Below are 19,349 nucleotides of genomic sequence, written 5' to 3' on the forward strand. Positions count from 1 at the left end.
GATTGTGGCTCTTCGTCAAGTAGAGTTGATAATTTTTTTATGAAGCACTTGGGCCTTAACTGGTCTAGGTGCTTTTCTTATGCCCTTTCATTCGTAAGCACCCAATAACTGACCGCATATGAATCCCGCTCGTAAGGTAGGCACCTAGTAATCGACCGCTGAAATAGGCCCGCAATCTCGTCTTTTGAGATTGCGGGCCTTCGTATTCTTTAAACGATTGATTCTACGTTTGAACTGTTAGTCTTTAAATTCCATGGCAAACACGCCTCCAACGATTCCGTTTTTGCGAATGTTGGTAGCTGTGAGACAATCTCTAACAGTTGTGTGATGTAGTTCCGCGGATCGATCCCATTGGCTTTCGCGGTTTCAACCACGGTCATCCAGATGGCGTTGGCTTCGGCACCTTTTGGACTAGTGCTAAACAGCCAGTTTTTCCGGCCAATCACATAACTCTTCATGTTGCGCTCAGAAGCGTTATTACTTAGTGGCTGTTCAAAAACGTGTAGCGTTTGATACTAGTGATTTTAGGTCATTAATGTCATATAATAAATGCATACGAAATCCTGGTTTTCAGACATTTCCCGTGCATTCACGAAATTCACTCAGAGGTTTTATCCATGGTTTATCGTCAAAGTCCCCACCAACTCTCTTTTGAATCCTTTGGTTGCGGTCTGAGTACACCGCTCAGTCCAAATAATGAGTGGGTTCGCTTAGCCGATATTTTTCCGTGGAAAGAACTCGATGAGGCATACCAATTGGAGTTTTCCAAGAAAAGTACTGGGCGAGCGGCCAAGCCATTTCGGATGCTTTATGGCGCTGGACTGATTCAGAATCGAATGAAACTAACCGATCGCGGTGTGGTCGACGCAATTCGAGATACGCCGGCTTATCAGTATTTCATCGGGCTCTCGGAATATCGTGCAGAGAAGCCCTTCGCATACACCAGCTTGTGTACCTTCCGTAAACGGATTGCGGATATCTCTGAACTGGTCAGAAACATTATCAATGATTGGCTTCGTGCCAAGATCGAAGCGGTGGTGCCATTCAAAGTTGACGTCATGATCACGGATGCCACAGCGATTCCGGTGAAGATCCGCTATCCCCAAGATACCTCGCTGCTCAATCAAGCCCGCCAGAATCTTGAAGACATGGCCATTGACATGGCGCATCAACTGAATGTCCCTAATCCACGCATGTATAAGCGTGAAGCTAAACAAGTTTGGACGGCTTTCTCACGCCATCCAAAGAGCCAAAAGCAATCCGTTCACAAGCAAGTTAAAGCGCAACTTCAATACGTCCGTCGCGACTTGCGCTACATCAATGAATTCATTGATGCAGGGGCAATCTTAACCGCCAAACAAGCAGTACGCTTGGGTGTCATCCGAATCTTGTTTGACCAACAGTGGCACATGTTTACACACAAGATTCACCATGTCGCAGACCGCATTATTAGTCTCCAACAGCCTTATATTCGACCGATCCAGCGCGGTAAGGCGAAAGCTAAAGTTGAGTTTGGTGCCAAAATCGACGCTTCATTAAGCGAAGGTATCGTTGATATTGAGCGCTTTGAATTCAGTGCTTTAAATGAAAGTAAGGACTTTGAAGCGACCTTGGATCATTACTTTGATTTGCATGGCCATTACCCAGATGAGGTATTGGCGGATACACTTTACCGCAACCGCGACAATCGCAAGTTGTGTAAAGATCTAGGTATCATGATCTGTGGCCCAAAACTGGGCGCAAAACCAAAACACGTTGATGCCAAGAAACGTCGCCAGGATACGGACGCAGAGAATCGACGCGGTGCCATTGAACGCCGATTTGCCTTTCTCAAAGGGTCAGTAGGCTTGGACTTAGTCAATACCCGAACAGCTGAGTCATTGGCCGTTAAAATCGATCAGGCAATGGTATTAAGCAATGCGCTGACATTCTTGAGAGTGTTTGCTATACCAATTTTAATTTCAACCACGAACGAAGGGCAAACCTATCGTTTCCGGTACAAATTTACTACCAGCACCAAGAATATGGTGGCCTAGTTGAACAGCCACTACTTAAATCGATTTCCCCAAATTCTAGGACGCGATTTAATGCGACACGTTGCCCCTGCGCATACGCCAATGCTTTACCTAGACGATCTTTTGGTAAAGTCTCGACATGATCACACCACTCCCAAAAGTGCTCGATCAACGGTTTAAGCACCACTTGACGCTTTTCCAGGGGTGATGCGCTATCTAAGCCTGCCCAATTCCGTTCGAGTTCAAACATCTGATTGAGTAGCTTCAAGCCCAGCGTCATCTTCTTAGTGTTCTTGAAATTATCGAAGAACTTACGCCGTACATGCGCCCAACAACCAACGCGAGTGATTGAATCACCCAGAAGATTGTAGCCGGCGTAGTCGTCGCATTGTAGGACACCAGGAAAGCCACTGTATAAGTTCTGAGCGAATTTCCCGGAGCGAGTATTCGCATAGGCATACATGACGACTGGCGTTTCGCACCGCGTGATACTACGGGCTACCCAAATATACGACTTGCTCTGCGCCGACTTGCCAGGCTCTTGAAGTACCTGATAAGGGGTCTCATCGCCTTGGAGAAAACCTTGGCTCATCAAGTGGCTACGCATCAGGTCATAAACTGGCTTCACTAACTCGGCACACTTGATGACCCAATTTGAGATTGTGGTCTCACTTAATAAGACGCCTGCACGCTGCCAATCCTTTAATTGGCGATAGAGCGGTGTCCCGAGAATGCATTTTTGATGCAAAATCGACGCGATCAACGAAGGCGTCGCAATGCTGTGGGCAATTAATGCCTTCGGCGCGTTACCACGATAGATATGACTACATCCATCTTCAAGTTCGCAAGTCGAGCACTTGTAGGTCTTCTCATAGATTTTCTCGACAAACAAACGCCCTGGGATTCTATGAACGACCTCGCGAACAAAGTGAGTGCCTACCAATTTCAATTCATGACCATGTTCACTGTGTTCATCGGTTTTGGAAACAAAGGTGGTTCTTACCGGTAGATCATTCGCCAACAACTGCTGCCGAGTAGATTTCGGCTTTCTTAGCTGCTGCGGTTCATCATCTGTTACTGCTTCGCTTTGTTGCCCAGTTTGCGACAATATCACCGATATTGTCGTCCGAATCCCCAACATCAATGTAGTTGACAGCGTTGTCCACCGATATAAAGGCATTACCGATTGCTTGCTCCATGTTCCCTTTTCCACAAATCGTAATTTTAGTCATTATACTTCGTCTCTTTCTTTTAGTGAGTTAGGAATATCCTGATTGGCTTATTTAGTCAAGGCGATATTTCGTCAACACCCAAACAACTAGCTTGGAAATTAAATCAATAAGAAGATTTCAGAAGGCTTCGAATTTCCGGCAACAAGTAGTTGTGGCGTCATACCTTAATTGCCTTACATTGGGCCTCACAATACAAATAGCGGGTCTTCCATATGCTTGCCAAATCCTTAATAGTCTGAACTTGAACGGACCTAGGTTGACCTCAACAGCGTCAAATCCGTGATCCGAATCTCTGGCACTGACTAGAGCAGATAAAGAACGCCGAGCACTTGTTACGAAAAGTGGTAGTAATAAAGCCTTTTAATCCATGTTATTCACTTCGAATGCGTTATAGGACTTACATTCCGTGTATATGTAAGCAGAAATTTGAATTGGCATAAATCGGAATTGCTTACGAGGTGTTATACAAAGACGGTTAGTGACTTGGTGATTAGTGGAGGCTCAGAATTTTTGAGGAGCGTAAAGTGCCTTAAATATTAGGAAACCATTACATTTCAGAGCTTTGGTTTCAAATACGCTGTAAAAGCTGTCTGTATATGGTGAGAGCAAAAGTTCTCAAATCTTTTTGAAAGGAGGTAGCCTTGCCGCCGTGCGCGGCGTGCAGCGCGAAAGCCGCTAGCGCGAGCGGCGGCGGTCGGCGTTAGCCGACCGCCATCAGCCCCCAGTGTCTAATAGGGGGGCAAATACAAGTAACAAGAAATCCGACGGTAGGCATAAAGCGCCTGTGGCACGGCCTTACCGTATAGGTAAAACGCCGAATTGCTGTTAGGACGCTTGGAAAGGAGCTAACATGCTCAAAGACTTAAACCTAATTGGCGGCATGACCAACAAAGATTGGCTTGATCAAGTCCACGACGAAATGCGCGATAACAATATTACTCAAGGTCAGCTCGCAGACATGGCTAATTACAGCCGGTCACACCTGAATCAACTGCTGGGTCGCAAGAAGCCGCTCAACGATAAAGCCCGATTAGAACTGACGTTGGCGTTGCGTGCGTTGACCGGTCAGAATAATCTGGACGTCTGTATCGACTATCTCAGCGTCACCTTCAAGACGCACGACTACGAAGAGTTGATTAACGAACTGTTCCAAATCAGCCCGATCCATTTCAATCTCCACGACGGCGCTCACTACGGCTATTCAGCAACCTTAACATGCGGTGAGATCAAGATGATGTTATCACCTTACCAAGATGTGGATGCCGAAGATTACAACCCGAAAGACGACAGTGGCACAATGATTGAGCTGAAAGGTCAAGGTTGTCGCTACGTCGAATCGTATCTGCAATCGCAACATCGAACTTGGTACGATTTTCTCGAAACTTGTCTCAAACTGGATTGCCACTTTACCCGACTTGATTTAGCCATCAACGACCGCAACGGATTACTAGATGTGCCAACACTAATTGAGAAGTGCGACCATGATGAATTCAGCTCACGCTTTCGCGGGTTCAGGGACAACCGCACCAAACAGTGGCACGCCTCTGGGCGCACCTTGTACCTTGGTTCGCCACAAAGCGAAGTCAATTTCTGTATCTACGACAAGGCATTTGAGCAACATCAGAAACACCCAGAAATCGCCATTGAAGATCAACCGATCCGTACTCGCTTTGAAGTGCGGCTACGCCGCGAACGTGCCGCCACAGCGGTTGAACATCTATTGGCGACGCGCGATCCCGAACAAGTCGTGTTCGGCATCATCAATCAGTATCTGCGTTTCTTGACGCCAAGTCATAAACCCAGAAGTGAGTGGGTGTTAGATCCTCGTTGGGCGGCGTTCATCGGTAACAATCGGGATAAGCTGCGACTTTCCACTAATCCAGAACCGTTAAACTATGACCATATTACGCGGTGGTTGAGAAAGCAAGTCGCACCCTCACTCAAGATGTTGCAGTTGATTGACCAGTACAATAACACAAACGAACTCAAAGCCATCATCGACAGTGGTAAGTTGACGCAACGCCACTGGGACGTGATCCACCATTTTCAGCACCAACGCAACGGTGTTATGACCGATTCAAAGCAACGTGAGAAATCAAAAAAGAGCGACTACGCCGACCAAAGCAAGTAGTCACCCTTCACAGATAAAATATGGGTTCTATCTGGTTTGATTATCTCACTCCCACCAAACTTTAGGAAGTGATTTGATTGAATATTAACGTACCAGAACAGCCAGTCTTCCTGACGATGACTAGAGCTGACCTTATCAAGCTGGGGTACAGTCAATCGCAAGCAAGCCGTATCATCAAAATGGCAAAAGAGTTGTTGCTCAAACGTGGCCTTGGATGGTACGGTAAGAAAGGCGTAGACCGTGTTCCAGTGGAAGCAGTAGACGCAGTATTAGGCTTGAAACTAAGCCAACTTGAGGGTGCACCAAGTGGCCTTTCCGCAGTTAAGGAGGAACTATCTTGACTACGAAAGACCATATTACCAAACAGGCGGACGGCACTTTTAGCTTCCGCGTAAGCTTAGGAACTGACAAACGAACTGGCAAACGAATTCAAAAACGTGCCAGCGGCTTCAAAACGAAAACGGAGGCGAAAAAAGCAAGAGTTGCAATGTTGGCGGCGGGGATCGCCGATGATGAGGACATCAAGCAGACTAAGTTTGTCGACTTTATGGAAGACGTGTTCAAGCCTTGGTACAAAACCCAAGTAAAGCCACGCACCTACCGTCAGCGGCTAGTCTTGATGAACAGTGAGTATCTGACTAGGTTCAACGACATCGTCATTGACCAAATTCGGCCGATTGATGTGCAACATTGGCAAGTCAGCGTACTCAAAGACTGTAAGCAATCCTATGCGCGTACCATCAACATTATGTTAGGCCAAGTGCTTGAACGTGCTAAGGCGCTTGGTATCATCAACGAGAATCCAGTACGGGTCGTTGGCCTCATCAAAAAGAAGAAAGCGAAGATCAATTTCTGGACGCAAGCCGACTTCCAAAAGGTACTCGCCAAGACGAACACCAACACGTACACTGGCCGCTTTGATTACACGATGTTGTGGTTCATGTTCATGTCTGGCTTGCGTAGCGGTGAAGCACGGGCGTTAAAGTGGACAGACGTTGATCTTGAAGCTAAGACGGTGAACATCAATAAGACCATGGACTATCACAACCGCAACTGGTTTGAAACTCCAGCGCCAAAGACTGCCGCCAGTCGCCGTACCGTGGCGCTTGATGATGATACCATTGCGTGCTTAGATGCGTGGCAGGTCGCACAAGCGGCGATGGTGACGTCCGAGTGGGTATTCTCACGTGATGGGATTCCGTGCTCTGACGGGCAATTTTTGGATATTGTGGACGCGTACAGTACACTCGCCAAAGTTCAGCGGATTACCGTGCATGGCCTCCGCCACTCGCATGTGTCGCTGTTGATCAGTCTCGGTGAAAACCCGCTCCAGATTAAAGAACGTCTGGGACATGAGGACATCGAAACGACGCTCGGCACTTACGGTCATCTTTACCCCAACAGTAACTTTGAAGTCGCAAAAAAGCTCAACGGGATATTCTCCAAGGAGGTGCCCGATGAGCCAAAATAATTTGAAAAGGGTCAAAACTGTGCCACAGTAAAATCGGTGGTGCTAGAAACCTTGATACCACGGGACGGGCGCGAGATGTGCCATTGTTCCCGGGAAATATTGCCGGAGCCGGCGCGGTAACGCCGGGGCGTTGCGCGTGACCAGCCGGTCTGCTTCCAACCGCTGCCGGCAGTTGTACCTTGCCGCGTGGGCGCCACCCCCACGATTGAGTCCGATTAACCCCGATGTCAACATTCTTGGCGTCTCACCCCCTGGCTGCGCAGCAACTTGGCTAGTAGAATGAAGGAAGCGGCTTCATAGTAAGGGTATCGGAGGAAAGAACAATGGCAGTTGGTGAGCGATTGAAGAAGGCCCGGGCTACGACGGCGATGACGCAGGCCCAGGTGGCCGCGCAGGTGCATGTCACCCGGACTACGATTTCCAACTGGGAAACCGGTCGCAGTTACCCCGACATCGCGAGTCTGATCACGCTCAGCGACCTCTACGGGCTTTCCTTGGATACACTCATTAAGGAGGACAAGCGAATGATGAATGACTTACGCATAAAGGAACAGGAACGCAGACGCGCCGCCTGGACCGAGTTCACGGCGGTCGCCGTCAGCCTGGGCATCACGCTCCTGTTTCTCGGCAAAAAACTGGCGGTGCCGGGCCTGACCATGGGTCCGACCACGCAGTACGGCCTGCTGGCGCTGCTCTGGCTCAACCTCGTGGTGATCGGCCTGACGGCGCATCGCTACCAGGCCCTGCGCAGCCCAGGTGTCAAGCGGCGGTCGCACAAGGCGAATCTTGTCGTCGGGCTGGTGCTGATTGGGGCCGCCGTGGTGGCCGCGCTGGATCCGCGTCACCGCCTCGACCCGCTGCTGCTGGGGCTTTTGGCCGCCGGCGGGGCCGTGATGCTCTGGGCGAAGTACCGCCGGCACCAGGGCGACCTGTGATGGCGGTGCGGTGCTAGACCCCGTCCCAGCCCGATGCCCTGCACGTCTTTGACAACAGTCCCCACCCCACACCACGACGCGGTATGGGATGGGGACTGTTCGTCGTGATGAACAATGTTCAAAGTCGTGTCAAACCTGTTTTTCCGTCCTCATGCGCATGGCCTCCTGTGGTGGCGCTTCGTCGCCACGCCTAGTATACGGTCGATCCACGCCCAGCGCCACGCCAATGGCGCGACGAAAAAGCCTCGCCGATTCCGGCGAGGCAACGTCTCTTCTCATCAGGCCGAAACCAACATGCCCAGCTCCCGCAGCGCCGCTTGCACCGCCGGCTGGTTGGCCCGGCCGCTTGCGATTAAGCGGCCGCCTTGCATCACCAGCACCCGGTCGGCCGCGGCGAAGGTCGCGGCCGAGTACTGGTGCGTGATCAGGAGCAACCCCTGCGGCATCGCCATCAGGTCGGCCTGAAGCGTCGCCGCAATCTGCGGGTCAAGCCCCGTGGTCAGCTCGTCGAAGACGAAGAACTGGGTCTTGCGCAGCAACAGCCGCGCAAGCGCCAGCCGCTGCCGCTCGCCGCCCGACAGGTTCGCGCTGGTCGCAGAAACCACGGCGTCCAGCGACCGCTCGCGGCGCCAGGCGCCAAGCCCCGCCGCGTCCAAGGCGGCTTGTACCTGCGCGTCGGAATAGCCCGGCGCCAAAAGCGTCACGTTGTCCCGCAGCGTCGCAGCAAAAATTGCCGGCTGCTGGTCCAAGACGCCGATCAGGCCGAAAATGTCGGCCGGATTCAGCGTGGTCGGCGCTTGGCCAGCCAGCGTCACGGTGCCGACGGTCGGGGCGGTTTCGCCGAGCAAAAGCCGCACCAGACTGGTTTTACCGCTGCCGCTGGCGCCGACCAGCAGCACCTTTTGCCCCGGCGCGACCGTGAGCGTAATGTCGTGCAGGATGGCCCCGGCGTCGGCCGCTTCGGCCGCCAGCAGCGGGGTCGTCAGGGCCAGCGCCTGGCGCGGTTGCGTCGGCACCGGTGCGGCCAGCACGGCGGTCAACCTCCCAGTCACGCGCCGGGCCCCGTAGAACTTGGCCATCATCTCCGGCAGCTCCGCCATTGGCGTGTTCAAAAAGGCGATCAGCTGGGAAAAGGCCACCAGCTGGCCCATCGTGATGCGGCCCTGCTGGACGAAGTAGGCCCCGACCAGCCAGGTTCCCAGGTACATCATGTCGCCGAGAAAATCGGTGACCCCACCGGTAATTTTTTGGATCCGCTGATCCTGGCGCAGCGTGTCGTACTGGACCTGATTGGCCGCGTCGTGGCGCTTGGCGAAGGGTCCCTGCGCCAGGCCGTGCTGAATGGTGGTCAGCCCGGCCAAGGCGTCGGTAATCTGCGCGGTGTAGCGCTCGACGCTGGCCACCACCCGGTCGGAGGCGCGTTCCAGCGCCTTTTTGACCAGGAAGGGAAACAGCAGCGCCGGCAGGCTCATCGCCACCACGCACAGCGTGATCACCGGGCTGATCCACAGGGTGCCGGCCGCGGCGAACACCAGCATCGCCACCTGGGCCGGCGCCTGTAGCAGCACCCGAAAGTAATTATCGATTGCGACGTCGACCTGCTTGGTCAGCTGGGCGATGACGGTACCGGTCGAATGCGTCGCCCGGCTGGCCAGCGCATGGGCGAACAACTCGCGGCGCAGGTCCAGCCCGGCCTGGGCCGGCAGCACCTGGTTAAGGTAGTCGCTTGCCGCATAGCTTGCGCCTTGCAGCAGCAGGTAGCCGACCACGACCGGCACGGCCACGGCGAAGGTCATGTCGCTGCGGCCGGTGGCGATGTCGGTGATCAGCTGCATCGCAAACGCGTAGCCGACCAGCACCGCCGAGGCGAAGACGTTCAAAAACAGCGCCAGGCTCAGGCGCCAGGGGTGCTGCAATAAATAGCGAAACATTGTTTTTGCCAAGATAGGCCATGGCAGATTGACGAGCTCGGGCCTATCGTCCTTTCGTCACCTTCAACGACGTGGGTCAGCGTCTCCCATTGGCTTGCTCCGCTGCCCAGTGATGGCTGTTGTTGTGATTGACATGTTGATCATCCTTATCCGTGTAAACTCGGTCGCGGCCGAAACGGCGGCGGCTTGCCGACCCAGTGTACCCTTCCGGCTGGGGTGCGTCAATCCTTGCCGGGTCAGGCCACCGCTGCGGCCCAACCGCCGCGCCAAGTGCCGCGCATAGCGCCGACGTGGTCACGCCCCGCCCCGACCGCGCCGCCGGGGCTTGCGCATTGGCCGCTCATCCGCGCCACTGGTGGCGGCGGCGCAAAAAAACAGGCCGCCGAAGCCGCCTGTCTCAGTCAATCTAGTCGTGTGCGTTGACCCATTGATCCAGCACCTGGATGAACTCGTCGTGCTGGTCGCGCAGGGCCAGGTGGCGGGAGTTGGCGAACAGATGCCACTTGGCGCCCGGGATGTGGTCGTAGACGTCCTTGGCGATCAGCGGGGTACACAGGTCGTCGGTGCCGTTGGTGACCAGCACCGGCACGTGAATCTTGTGCAGCTCGTGACTGAGCTCGAAGTCGGAAATCGTGCCGTTTTCCGTAAACTCGTTGGGCCCTTCCGCAATCCGGCTGGCGCGTTGGCCGTTGGTCTCGCGGCGCAGGCACTCCGGGTCCGCTGCCGTCGGGGCGTCCCAGCAGTAGCGCTGCATGTAGCGCTCGTTGGCCGCCAGGTACTGGGCGCCGGTGAAATCACCGGTGGCCTCGGCGCGGGCGATGGCTTCGCGGTCCTCGTAGCTCAAATACGAGATCAGGCGGTGCTGCTCGCGGGTCCAGAGGCTGATGGAGGCCGGCGAGCCGTCGATCATTACCGACTTGACGCCGGTTTGGTCGTACTGGGTCAGATACAGCATCTCGAGCATCCCGCCCCAGGACTGGCCGAGCATGTGCAGCGAATCGAGGTGCAGGTACTTGCGCAGCGCGATCAGCTCCTCGGCCCAGGTCTCCTTGACGTACCATTTTTCGTCCTCAGGCAGGCTGGACTTGCCGCAGCCGACCTGGTCGTACATGATCAGCTGGCGGCCGGTCGCCGCGTAGTCGTCCATCAGCTCAAAATAATTGTGCGAAGACCCGGGGCCGCCGTGGATCAACAGCAGCGGCGCCTTGCCCGGCGTCCGCTCTCCCACGATCCGGTAGTAGGTCTTGAACTCGTGAAACGGCATGTACCCTTCTTCAATCTTGATGCTAGACATTCGCTCACCTCGTCACAGATTGCGCCGCCAACGCAGGCGCTTGCCTCGATTGTACCACCAATGGCCACCGGCGGCCGCCGAGTTGGCACCACCGCCAGCGGAACCGGATGCAGGACCGGATGCAGGGACGGATGTAGAGTCGGATGCAAGGCTGGATGCCGAGCCGGAGGCAGGGACGGAGGCGGAACCGGATGCAGGACCGAATGCAAGGCCGGATGCAGGGACGGAGGCGGAACCGGATGTAGAGCCGGATGCAAGGCCGGATGCAGGGCCCGATACGCGGTCGCGCCCGATTACACCCAAGCACCGGCCCGGGCCGCGGCCGGTCGCGAGGCATTCCAATCGGCGGTTCGGCGGCCGCACCAACGCGACACGCAAAGGACACCGCAGGCTACCCCACAGTGTCCCCGGTTGATATTAACTTGAGGAATCGCCCCAACTGCAAGGCAGACCGCCCCCGCCAGATGGTAAAACCGATTCGGTTGGTGGTACGCACTGTGGTGGACCCGGCAGTCGCAGCTCCCTGGAATCAAACCAGTTAAGCTGTTTTCTTTTACGCGAATTTCTTCGTCGCTAGACACTCACGCCGCGGACGTGGTCGACATAGGTCGACGTTCATCAGATGAGGATGATAGTCACTGCGAGCTGCCTTAAGCTGCGCTTCGGCCGTGCGACCGAGAGGCGCTGTCGAATTCTACGCAGATAGAATAACACCGGGTCGCCGCTTTTGACAAGCGATTTGACTTGCATCCGTGTAAATGTTTGGTAAATGTTGTGTAAATAAAATAACGTTTTTCGATACAAAAAACGGGGGCCGCCGCGGCGGTCCCCCCCTGCTCATTGCGGCCGCTTGCGGCGGCGCCACCACCGGGCGAGGCTCGGGCCGTACAGCCCGAGCAGCCACAGCGCGATCACGCCCAGCGGCAGGAAGCGAATCACGACGCCCAGCGCCTTTTGCCACGCGACGTGGTCGTTCATCGCCAGCTGCGCGACCACCTTGCCGTGCAGCTGGTCCTGATTAATCGGCCCGAACCAGCGCGAATCCGCCGAAATCGGGCGGTTGTCGCCGAGGATGAAGTACTGGCCCTTGTGCAGCGCGGTCGAGCGCATGTAGTGGGTGCTTTGAAACAGCAGGCCGGCGCCGGGCTCGCCGTCGTAGTCGTACTTGCGATTGTCCATCGGGTAGTAGACGTAGGGCTCCTTGAGCTGCTTCAGGTTGCGAAACACGTGGTAGCGGCTGACGCTGATCAGGTCGCCGGGCTTGCCGATCAGGCGCTTGACCAGCAGCCGGTGGGCGTTTTCGTCCAGGTTGGTCGCCTGGTTGACGACGATCACGATGTCGCCGTAGTGGTAGCCGGCCCCGGTCAGGGCGACGGTGCGGTTGCGGGCGACCAGCAGCCACTGGCCGTCGCGAAGGGTCGGCGCCATTGAGTCGCCTTCCGTGTGATCGATTTGGAAAAATACGTTGAAGCCTAGCAGAAAAGCCACCAGAAGCGAGGTGACCCACAGCCAGATTTTGCGTCGTCTCGACATCTCTCCGTCTCCTTCACCAACCGCTGTTTTCTTAGCTTAGCACAACTGGACCAGAAGCGATACTAAAGCCGGCGCAACCCGAGTGGATTGCGCCGGTCAGAGGCGGTCAGTTGGCCAAAATGGCGGTGAGGTCGATCACGCCAAAGCCGATGCCGATTGGCTCGCCGTGCAGCACGAGGTCGCGAACCCCGCGCTGCAGCGAGGTGCGTGTCGCAAGCCCCGCGGCCGGTCCCTGGTCGTTGTCGAACAGCCACTTGCGGTAGTCTTCAGGGGCCGGGTCGCTGCCGGTGAGGCGAAAATCGCCGCGGAACAGCCGCAGGTGCGACTGCGGCTTCAGCACCCGGTCAAGCACCGGCGCCAGCAGCCAGGACTCGCAGTCAAGCTGGGTGACGGCAAGCCCGGCGAACTCGCGCCAAAAGGCTTGCGCCGCGCGGTACGACGCCAGCCGGGCCGGCGTCGTCAGGTCGGCATCCCCGGGAATGTGCAGGTTGATGGTGCTACCCACCCGCTCGTACTCGAAGCTCCCCAGCCGAAACTCGCGCAGCTGCAGCTGGCGGCGCGACCAGTCCCGCACCAAAAAGCCGGCGCGGCCACTTTCGGCCGTGCTTTCCCGCACCGTGCGGGAGAAGTAGCCCATCGAGGCCAAATAAACAGCATCGCTGAGCCCAAGCTCGCGGTAGCGCCCATTCGCTTGGACGGCCAGGTTCAGCTGCAGCCCAAGCGTCGCCAGGCCGCTGGGATCCGGCAGCGGCAGGCAGGCGGCCTGCCAGTCGTGAAACGCGGTGTCGCTGGTCTGGGCCAGCGCCTGGGCGTAAGCCGCCGGCCAGTCCACGCCGGGCGTCTGGGCCGGGGCCACGGGCTCGGGCGACGCGGCGGTCGCGGCGGTCGGGGCGGCGGCGGTTGCCGGCGCAGTGGCCGAGGTCGGGGCGGCGGCGGTTGCCGGCGCAGTTGGGGCGATTGCGGCGGTTGCGGCGGCCGAATCAGGCCTGGTGCCGGCGGCCGCCAGCGGCGAGCCCCCCTGCAGTTGTACGGTCAGCGCCGCCGTTGCGGCCTCAAGCACCGCCTGGGGCAGCCCGATGCCGGCGGCCAGCGTGGTCAGCGTCATCGCGTCACGCGCGGTCGGCCCTTGTGTCGCTGCCGCTTGTCCGGGCGCATTTTGCGCGGCCGCCGCCCGGGCGGCTACGTCCCGCGCGGTTTGGTCCCGGTCGCCGCTCATGCCCGGTAGCTCCCGGTCGCGGCGTCGTAGGTCAGCGTCTGGACGGCGCCGTCCGCGACCGCCACGGTGATGGTCTGGTACGGCTTGGCGTAGCCCTGGTGCGTCAGCGTGACTTTGGCCGCGCCGTTTTGCACCGTCACCGCGTAACGGTTGTAGGCGCCTGTTTCGTAGGCGAAGCTTTCGCCGTCGTCTTGGTAGTGCGAGTAGGTGCCGGTGTTGCCGAAGCACTTGAAGCCAAGCGTCGTCTCGGTCGCGACGTCGACGTACTGGGTCAGCGGCCGCCACGGCAGGATGGCGCCGACCCGCGCGAACAGCGGCAGCGCGTCAAGCGGCGCCGCGATCACGTAGGAGCGGCCGCCGGCGTAGGCCTTGCCGGTCCAAAAATCGCACCACTCGCCGGCCGGCAGGTAGACCAGGCGTTCGGCGGTGTTCGGGGTCAACACCGGCGCCGCCAGCAGGTCCGCCCCGACCAGGAACTCGTCGTTGATGGTGGCGGCGCGTTCGTCTTGCGGGTAATGCACGGCCAGCGGCCGCATCACCGGCAGCCCGGTACGGGTGCCGGCCTCGAACAGGTCGTAGAGGTAATCGATCAGGTGGTAGCGCAGCTCCAGGAACTTGCGGTAGGTGCCAAGCGTTTTTTCACCGAAGCGCCAAGGCTCCTGGGCCCGGGTGCCGATGGCCGAGTGGTTGCGCAGCAGGGGGCTGAAAATCGCGGCCTCGATCCAGCGGGTCAACAACTCGGGGGTGGTGTCGGAGCCGAAGCCGCCGATGTCGGTGCCGGCAAAGGCGAAGCCGGACAGCCCGAGGTTGCACAAAAGCGGCACGGACCACTGCAGGTGAACCCACAGGCTGTGGTTGTCGCCGGTCCAGACCGTCGCGTATTTTTGCGAGCCGGCGTATACCGCGCGGGAGATCACGAACGGCCGCTTGCCGGTCTGCTCGCGCAGGCCGTCGTAGGTCGCCTGGGACATGTTGTGGCCGTAGACGTTGTGCATCGTCGCGTGGGTCGAAGGCTGGTCGCCGTCGGAGAAAACGATGTCGTCTGGAATCTCGCCCTTGAAGCTGGCCGGCTCGTTCATGTCGTTCCAGACCCCGGCCACGCCGTTATCGGTCAGGAACTTGACGTTGTTGGCCCACCAGTCCCGCACTTTGGCGCGACCGAAGTCCGGGTAGACGGCGGCGCCTGGCCACACGGCGTTGACGTAGACCGACCCGTCAGTGTTCTTGGCAAAAAGCCCCTGGGCGACGCCTTCGTCGTAAACGTGGTAGCCCGGGTCCTCCTTGACGCCGGGGTCGATGATGGTGACGATTTTGATGCCCTTTTTGGCCAAATCGCTGAGCTGCGAAGCAAAGTGCGGGAAGTGGTTGTGGTCAACGGTGAACACGCGGTAGCCGTCCATGTAGTCGATGTCTAAGTGAATCACATCGCAAGGCAGCCGGTACTCGCGCATTTTGTCGGCGATGTAGTTGACCTGCGCTTCGGTGCCGTAGCTCCAGCGCGACTGCTGGTAGCCCAGCGTCCACTTCTGCGGCAGCGGCGTCCGGCCGGTCAAGTACGTGTAGGCCTCAAGGACGCCGGGGATGCCGGCGCCGGCGATCAGGTAGTAATCGACCGTGCCGATCGCGCTGGTGTAGTAGAAGTAGTCGCTTGACTCCTTGCCCAAGTCGAAGTGGCTGCGTTCGGTGCTGTCGAAAAACAGCCCGTAAGCGTGACCGTCATTAAGGCCGATCATGAACGGCACCGTTTTGTACAGGCGGGTGCGGTTTTCCAGCTGCGGCACCGGGTTGTCGGTGTTCCACATGTCGTACTCGTAGCCGCGCTTGTCCATGAAGCCGGCCTTGTCGCCCAGGCCGTAGAGGTGCTCGTGTTCGTGCAGCACCTTGACCACCAGGTTGGCGTTGGCCGCCTCCACCTGCGCCAGGTCGTGGCCCTCGGCCGCGGCCAGGTCGGCCTGTGCCTTGGAGAGGTCTCGGGCCAAGGCGTGGCGCGGTCCCCGAAAATCCTGGACCAGCGGGGTGCCGGCCGCGTCGAACAAGTCGACGAAGCCTTCCGCATCGGCGACCACCTTCAAGGCGGCGGTGGTCACCACCACCTCTTGCGAGCCGCGATCGACTTGATACGGCGCGGCTTGGACCTTGTCGCCTGCGATGGCGTAGGAGTGGCCGGGCTGCCACGGCCCGTGCTGGACCCGGACGATCTGCGGGGTGACGACTTGCAGGTTCAACTGCCCATCGGCGTAGGTGATGGTGACCAGCTGGCCCTCTTGTTCAACGGATTGAATGGCTTTCATGTGTGTTCCTTCTCCTTCACGCGAAATCAGGTGTCAGCTCAATGATACCGTTTTCTCGCGGCGGTTGAAAGCCTGGGCGGCGACTTGTTTGCGGTAACACGCCCCGCCCCAAGCGCCACGGCTGCGCGACCCGTCCCGCTACGTTCGCCGGCCGTCGCTCTGGTACCCAAAAAGCCACCGCAAGCGTTGCCTGCGGTGGCCTGAAACTCGGTTGTGAGCCGACCCGCCTACCCCGCCGCCACCGCGTGGGTGCGGCGGTACTCGCCCGGGGTGATGCCGGTCAGCTTCTTGAACTTGCGGGTGAAGTTGGCCACGTCGTAGTAGCCGTTTTGCTCGATGATGGTTTTGATCGGTAGGCTGGTGGTGACCAGCGCGGTTTCGATCATCACCAGGCGCCGCTCGGCCACGAAGTTGGTGAAGGTCTTGCCGGTCACCTCCTTGACGTAGCGGCTGGTGTAAGGCACCGAGTAGCCGAAGTGGTCGGCGACATCCACCAAAGACAGCGTCGGGCTGGCCGCGTTGGCCTCGATGTAGGCGCGAAGCTTGGCGCCGACGTCTTCCGGCTGGTCCGCAGTCTGCGCGACGGGTTCCGGCGCCGTGATCACGCGGATCGTTTTGAGCAAAAGCGTGTGGAGCTGGCTCAGCGACTCGACCGCCAACAGCTGGCGAACCAGTTCGTCTGAGACCTGCAGGTTGCGCTGGTAATCGGCCTTGAGCACCCGGGTGATCAGGTTGGACATGCCAAGATCGAAGCGGGCCCGGGGATCGTAGTTTTGGCTGGCGAGGTTGAACAGCACCTCGAAGGCCTCCTGCGCATGGTCAAAGTTACGGTGCAACAGACTGTTGTCGAGCTTCAGCTCCGTGGTGAAGTCGAACATGTCCTCGCGACTGGCCGCCAGGGCCGCTCCGGTCTCATACGTTACACTCTCCCCCAATCCTGGATGCGCGGTGATCTGCGTCGACACAACTTCGATGTAGGCTTCATGCAGCGTGGCCAGGCCGCGGTGGGCCCGGCTCAGGTACAGCACGGTGGTGGCATCGACCATGTCCCCTTGTTCCCGCAGCGCAGCGACAATCGCGGCCGGGGTCTGGGTGTCGGCGTAGTTGATCAGGAGCACCACCTGCGCCTCACTGGTGCGATGCATGGGCAAAACGGTGTAGTCTTCGGCGGTGTATGGCGCCGCCAGGTCGTCGGCGTTCCACTGCGCCTTTCTGGCGAGCAGCGCCACGACGAAGTTCTTGTACGGCAGGTGCAGGTCGGCCACCTCCAGCAGGTCGCCGGTGGTGTCCGGGTCCTGGATGCGGCCGTTGAGCAGCAGCTGCAGAATCTGGTTGCGAACGAAGGGCAGCTGCACCTTGGAGGTGGTGATCAGGTTCTGGTGATCGGCGATGTAGCCCTCGATCGCCGTCTGCAGCCGGGCGGATTCCGGGCCGACCGCACTGGCGGTGTCGGGAACCGACGGCAGCGCCGACTCCAGCCGCGCGATCAGCGCGTACTGGCGCTTGGCGAACCAGTGGATCAGGCCAAAGCCCAGCAGCGCCACCAGCCCCAGGAGCCACAGGCTGTTGCCGAGGAAGCGCAGCAGCGAGTGGCCGGCGCGGTACGGCAGCGCGTAGGACACGGCCTGAAACAAGGCGCCTTTGTCCGGGCTGACCGTCACGGCCAGCGCCTGCCCGGCCGCCTTGACGCGTTCGGTCTTGGGCTTGGCCCCGACCATCCCGGCCAGGTCGACGTCTTGCAGCCGCGGCTTGGACAACAGCTCGGTGCGACCGGCCACCGCCAGCCCCAACACCTGGTCCGGCGAGCTGGCGCCGGCGGCCAGGATGTCTTGGATGCTTTCGGTGTTCAGGGTGAAAAACACCACGCCGTTTTGCTCACCCGACAGCGGCATCAACGGCACCACCAGCGTCAGCTGGGCGTCTTGGTCGCGGCTGCCGGTCGCCAAAAGGTGCGGGACGCTGCTGTGAATCAGGGCGTCCTGCTGGTCCCCTTTGGTTCCCGCCGGCAACAGGTTGTACTTGTACAAGGTGTCTTGGGTGTCGTAGGTGCCATCCGCCGAGTACAGGGCCTCAGGGCGGCGGAACATGTTGACCCAGCTGCGCTGGACCAACGGGCTCGACAGGTTGTAGCGGTGCAGCGCCGCCTCGATGGCCGCGTAGTCGTCAAAATTCTGGGGGTCACGGGCGAACGCCGGGTCGATGGCCATCTGGTTGGCCGCCGTCAGAAGATGCGCCAGGTTATCGTTCAGGTTGGTGCGAACCGACGTCAAGGCGCGTTCCCGGGCGGTATCGACCTCGGCGCGTTGTCCCTGGACCTCGTTGTGCATCCAGGTCGCGGTCAAAATACCGGCCGGCACCAGGAACACCACGGCGAAAAACGCCCAGTACATGGTGATGATGCGCTGGGGCTGCCAGTGCCGCAGCCGCTCAAGCATGGTCGGATGCCACCTTGATCACGGCCTCGACGTAGCGGCAGGCGTGAAGCGAGAACCACACCACCGGCGTCAGGTACAGCGGCACTAGGGCCACCAAAGACAGCGCCGGGAACAGCACGACCAGGGCCGTGGCCACCATCGTGCCGACCAGAATCGCCAGCGTGTCGGTGAACCGCGCGACCGAAATCACGAAGGCCTGGCGGAAGTACTGCCAAAAGCTCAGCTGGTAGCGGCCGAACACCGTCAGGATGTACATCAGGTAGATCAGCGCCGCGACCAGCAGCACGATCAGGCCGTACTGCAGCACCGCCGAGCGAATCAGCACCCGGTTCACCGCCAGGTCCAGCATCAAGAGCACAATGGCGCCGCCGCTGATGAAGCCGATGCCGTTGGCGTCCTTGAACGACTGCCGCCAAAACAGGCCGAACTCGCGGTTCATGGCGCCAAGCTGCGCCGCTTCGCCGCCGAAGCGGTCGTCTTCGGTGCTTTCAAGCCGCCGCAACAGCAGCTTCACGCAGCTGGCCAGCGCCGGGAACGCGCCGAGAACAATCCCGCCGCGCAGCGTCCACCACCACCACAACAGCTGGAGCTTGATGCCAAACAACAGCACCTGCCCGAGCTTGAACGTCAGCTTCACGATGCCTCGTGGTTCCGCTCCCATCATGTCGAATACCCCCTATACGATTCTAAAACGTCCGTCCAACCCAGTTACCTAATGGTGGCCACTGTGAACCACCGCGGCACCGCCCTGCCCCCGCTTGGCGGCGCCGCACGACCTTCGCCGTTTGCGCCTGGCACAACCTCGTCACACGCCGGCTCGCTTGGTGCGTCGCACCCACGCCGGCGGGAGCGGCCAGACCGCCCC

14 protein-coding genes are annotated in these 19,349 nt (G+C 58.6%); 5 read left to right on the plus strand and 9 right to left on the minus strand.

What is annotated here, in order from left to right; translation table 11 throughout:
• Positions 1-209: 209 nt before the first annotated feature.
• Positions 210-458 (minus strand): transposase domain-containing protein, encoded by a 249-nt coding sequence (locus NUH19_RS06755; RefSeq protein WP_225877967.1) that lies wholly within the window; start codon positions 456-458, stop codon positions 210-212.
• Between the two features lie 159 nt (positions 459-617).
• Between NUH19_RS06755 and NUH19_RS06760 the strand changes: the two genes are divergently transcribed.
• Positions 618-2,036, plus strand: coding sequence for an IS5 family transposase (locus NUH19_RS06760; protein ID WP_262315791.1), 1,419 nt, complete (start codon positions 618-620; stop codon positions 2,034-2,036).
• Here the strand turns inward: NUH19_RS06760 and tnpC are convergent.
• Entirely contained in the window at positions 2,008-3,228 is a 1,221-nt protein-coding gene (gene tnpC, locus NUH19_RS06765; RefSeq protein ID WP_262315792.1) for an IS66 family transposase, read from the minus strand. The two genes, NUH19_RS06760 and tnpC, sit on opposite strands and share 29 nt — an antisense overlap.
• A gap of 869 nt (positions 3,229-4,097) precedes the next feature.
• Here tnpC and NUH19_RS06770 point away from each other — a divergent pair.
• The 4 genes from NUH19_RS06770 (at position 4,098) to NUH19_RS06785 (ending at position 7,784) form a co-directional block, all read left to right on the plus strand.
• Positions 4,098-5,378, plus strand: coding sequence for a replication initiation factor domain-containing protein (locus tag NUH19_RS06770; protein WP_125753887.1), 1,281 nt, complete (start codon positions 4,098-4,100; stop codon positions 5,376-5,378).
• A gap of 77 nt (positions 5,379-5,455) precedes the next feature.
• Entirely contained in the window at positions 5,456-5,719 is a 264-nt protein-coding gene (locus NUH19_RS06775; RefSeq protein WP_225419500.1) for a DUF3173 family protein, read from the plus strand.
• Complete coding sequence (locus NUH19_RS06780; protein WP_125753885.1) at positions 5,716-6,849, plus strand: site-specific integrase; 1,134 nt, start codon at positions 5,716-5,718, stop codon at positions 6,847-6,849. The genes NUH19_RS06775 and NUH19_RS06780 overlap by 4 nt, the downstream gene beginning before the upstream one ends.
• A gap of 323 nt (positions 6,850-7,172) precedes the next feature.
• Positions 7,173-7,784, plus strand: coding sequence for a helix-turn-helix domain-containing protein (locus tag NUH19_RS06785; protein ID WP_262315793.1), 612 nt, complete (start codon positions 7,173-7,175; stop codon positions 7,782-7,784).
• A 278-nt stretch (positions 7,785-8,062) separates the two neighbouring features.
• Here the strand turns inward: NUH19_RS06785 and NUH19_RS06790 are convergent, their stop codons facing one another.
• From NUH19_RS06790 to NUH19_RS06820, 7 genes are all read right to left on the minus strand, one after another.
• Positions 8,063-9,715 carry an ATP-binding cassette domain-containing protein gene (locus NUH19_RS06790; protein WP_262315794.1) on the minus strand — a complete coding sequence of 551 codons (1,653 nt, stop codon included), beginning with the start codon at positions 9,713-9,715 and terminating at the stop codon, positions 8,063-8,065.
• A gap of 406 nt (positions 9,716-10,121) precedes the next feature.
• Positions 10,122-11,000 carry a proline iminopeptidase gene (gene pepI, locus NUH19_RS06795; protein WP_262315901.1) on the minus strand — a complete coding sequence of 293 codons (879 nt, stop codon included), beginning with the start codon at positions 10,998-11,000 and terminating at the stop codon, positions 10,122-10,124.
• Positions 11,001-11,846: 846 nt separating this feature from the next.
• Positions 11,847-12,542 (minus strand): signal peptidase I, encoded by a 696-nt coding sequence (lepB, locus tag NUH19_RS06800; RefSeq protein WP_262315795.1) that lies wholly within the window; start codon positions 12,540-12,542, stop codon positions 11,847-11,849.
• A gap of 106 nt (positions 12,543-12,648) precedes the next feature.
• Entirely contained in the window at positions 12,649-13,758 is a 1,110-nt protein-coding gene (locus NUH19_RS06805; protein WP_262315796.1) for an acyltransferase domain-containing protein, read from the minus strand.
• Positions 13,755-16,049: a glycoside hydrolase family 31 protein gene (locus NUH19_RS06810; RefSeq protein WP_262315797.1), complete on the minus strand. Its 2,295-nt coding sequence runs from the start codon at positions 16,047-16,049 to the stop codon at positions 13,755-13,757. Before NUH19_RS06810 ends, NUH19_RS06805 begins: the two co-directional genes overlap by 4 nt.
• A gap of 227 nt (positions 16,050-16,276) precedes the next feature.
• Complete coding sequence (locus tag NUH19_RS06815) at positions 16,277-18,484, minus strand: helix-turn-helix transcriptional regulator (protein WP_262315798.1); 2,208 nt, start codon at positions 18,482-18,484, stop codon at positions 16,277-16,279.
• The gene (locus NUH19_RS06820; protein WP_262315799.1) at positions 18,477-19,148 is read right to left on the minus strand and encodes a DUF624 domain-containing protein; all 672 of its coding nucleotides are present in this window, start codon (positions 19,146-19,148) and stop codon (positions 18,477-18,479) included. Before NUH19_RS06820 ends, NUH19_RS06815 begins: the two co-directional genes overlap by 8 nt.
• Positions 19,149-19,349: the final 201 nt, after the last annotated feature.

The organism is Lacticaseibacillus parakribbianus (assembly GCF_025490915.1).
Lineage (GTDB): Bacteria > Bacillota > Bacilli > Lactobacillales > Lactobacillaceae > Lacticaseibacillus > Lacticaseibacillus parakribbianus.